The organism is Pseudoduganella violacea, assembly GCF_014191875.1.
GTDB classification, from domain to species: Bacteria; Pseudomonadota; Gammaproteobacteria; order Burkholderiales; family Burkholderiaceae_D; genus Rugamonas; species Rugamonas violacea_A.
Window position 1 is genome coordinate 1 of the sequence record NZ_JACHXD010000041.1, and the last position, 2,683, is coordinate 2,683.

The 2,683-nt window shown below is 57.8% G+C and carries 1 protein-coding gene; it reads left to right on the forward strand.

The features are described 5' to 3' along the window. Positions 1-2,485 (forward strand): penicillin acylase family protein (locus FHS03_RS27795; protein ID WP_307729576.1); only part of this gene is annotated, 2,485 nt, incomplete at its 5' end. Between the last annotated feature and the right edge of the window lie 198 nt (positions 2,486-2,683).

Here is a 2,683-nt window from a genome sequence, read left to right on the forward strand (position 1 = left end):
AAATAAATTTGTGGACACAATCAATTTGCATCCCAAATTCAATCATGGCGACGCGCTGCACTCAATGGAAGACGGCGCTGGCGAGACGCTTACCTGGAAAGCGGCAGCGATCATGGATATCTGTCTCCTGGAGTCCATCATGAAACAGCTTATCGCCGCCTCCCTTTGCGCCGTGCTTCTGACCGCCTGCGGCAACGACCAAGGTACCGCAGCCGCAACACATCACCGTCTCAAAGCCGAACTCGCGCGCACCAGCTACGGTATCGCGCATGTGCAAGCCGATAATTTCGGCGGTCTGGGCTACGGCCTGGCGTATGCCTATGCTCAGGACAATATCTGCATGCTGGCCGATAGCCTGCTCACGGTGCGCGGTGAGCGCTCCCGCTATTTCGGCCCCGATGCCTTCGCCACTCGGCCGCGCGATGGTGAATACGGTGCGGCGCTTGATTTTCTCGACTTGCGCAACGAAGACAGCGATTTCTTTTTCAAAGGCTATCTCGATCTCGACCAGCTACGCACAGCCTACGCTGCCGAACCGTCCGTTGTGCGTGAGCTGCTGGCCGGTTATGCGGCTGGCTATAACCGCTATCTGCGCGAGCAGGGCGCCGATTTGCCTGCCGCTTGCCGTGGCGCTCCTTGGGTAAAGCCCATTGGCATCGATGATCTGTATTTGCTGATTGCCGAAAAGGCGCTGCATGGGTCGGGCGAAGTATTTGCCCAGGCGATTGTCGCTGCAGCGCGCGATCCGGCCGGCGCCACAAAGCCGATGGCTGGGGCCACATTACCCAGCATGCCGCGCAGCGCACCGTCCTTGGCCAGCAATGGTTTGGCGATTGGACGTGACGCCAGTCTCAGCGGGCATGGTCTCTTACTTACCAATCCCCACTATCCCTGGACCAGTACCGACCGTTTTTACCAGCTGCATTTGACTCTGCCCGGCGTCTACGATGTCATGGGCGTTAGCCTGGGCGGGCTACCCATTGTCGTGATCGGCTTCAATAAGGATGTGGCCTGGACGCATACCGTCACCAAGGCCATCCATTTCACCACTTTCCGCCTCCGGCTCGACCCAGCCGACCCTAGCGGCACTACTTATTTCTACGATGGGCAAAGCCGGAAAATGAGTTCGCGCGCCGCGACCATCACTACCCTGCAGCCAGATGGGAGTCTACGCACGAAGACACGGATTTTTTATTTCAGCCATCAGGGTGCAGTCATGATTTTGCCGGGCGAGGGTAATAGCTGGAGCTCCACCTCGGCACTGGTGCTGGGCGACCCCAATCGCAACAATGTCCGCCTGTTGCGGCAATGGATGGAAATTGGTCAGGCCGTGAGTGTGAATGACTTGAAGTTCCGCCTGGATGCGGTGGCTGGACTGCCCTGGGTCAATACTGTTGCCGCAGACCGGACCGGTGCTACCCTCTACGCCGATGCCAGCGTGGTGCCGGATATGGATGCCGGCAAGTTCCGCTCCGATTGCCTGTTGTCGGAGGAGCTGTTGATGTTTGATGGCGCGCGCAGCGCTTGTGCCTGGGGGAATATGGATAGTGCGTTGGCGGGAGTGCTACCGCCGGCGCAAGGGCCATCCATGCAGCGGGCCGATTATGTTGGCAATTCGAATGACGGCTATTGGCTGAGCAATGCGCGTCAACTGCTGACGGGGCCGCCGCCTCTTGGCTATTCGCCATTGTATGGCCCGGTTGGGGTTGAGCAGCATTTACGGACGCGTATCGGTTTTGTCCAGGTTGAGGAAATGCTCGCCGCCCGCGGTCGCCTGCGCCTGGACGATCTGGCTGAGCTGCAATTCTCAAACCGTATTTATGCGGCGGAGCTGATTTTGCCCGAGTTACTGCCAGCCTGTGCTGCCGCGAACGATCCCTTGCTTGGGCGGGCCTGCTCCACTTTGGGGATGTGGGACCGCAAGGCCAACCTCGACAGCCGGGGTGCGGTGCTGTTCCGAGAGTTCTGGAATCAGGCTGCGCGTATTCCTGGCAAGTGGGCGCTTGCGTTCAATCCATCCGATCCCGTCCATACGCCGCGCGTAGTGGCGGCCGCAGCAATGCCCGCGATGCTGGGAGCGCTCAAGGAGGCCACGCTCAAATTGCAGAATCTGGGTATTCCCTTGGATGGGCGGCTGGGCGATTATCAATATGAAATGCGCAATGGTGTCCGCACGCCTATTCATGGCGGGATCGGTGATATCGACGGCAGCTACAACTCCATTCACATGGCCAATGCGCTGGATGCGAGCGGCTACCGGAATATTGCCTGGGGCAGTAGCTATATTCAGCTTGCCACGTTCGATGAATCGGGACCGATTGCACGCGGCATCCTCGCCTACGGTCAATCGACCGATCCAGCCTCGCCGCATTACGCCGACCAGATCGCGCTGTATTCGGACAAGCAGCTCCCAACTCTGCCGTTCAGCCGTGATGCCATACTGGCGGATAAGCGGCATCAGGCGATGACACTTATTGAATATTGAAGCTCTTGCAAAGCGCCTTTCGTTTTGCTATAGTTCTGTCCCTCGCAACGCAGCGCAAGCAGCGAAGCGAAGTAAGAAAAACAGGAAGCTTGACGAAACGTCTGAAACACTAGATAATCTCGCTTCTCTGCTGCTGACAAACACAACGCTTTGTCGATAAATGCAGCGATCAGGATCTTTAAAAATTAACAGTCGATA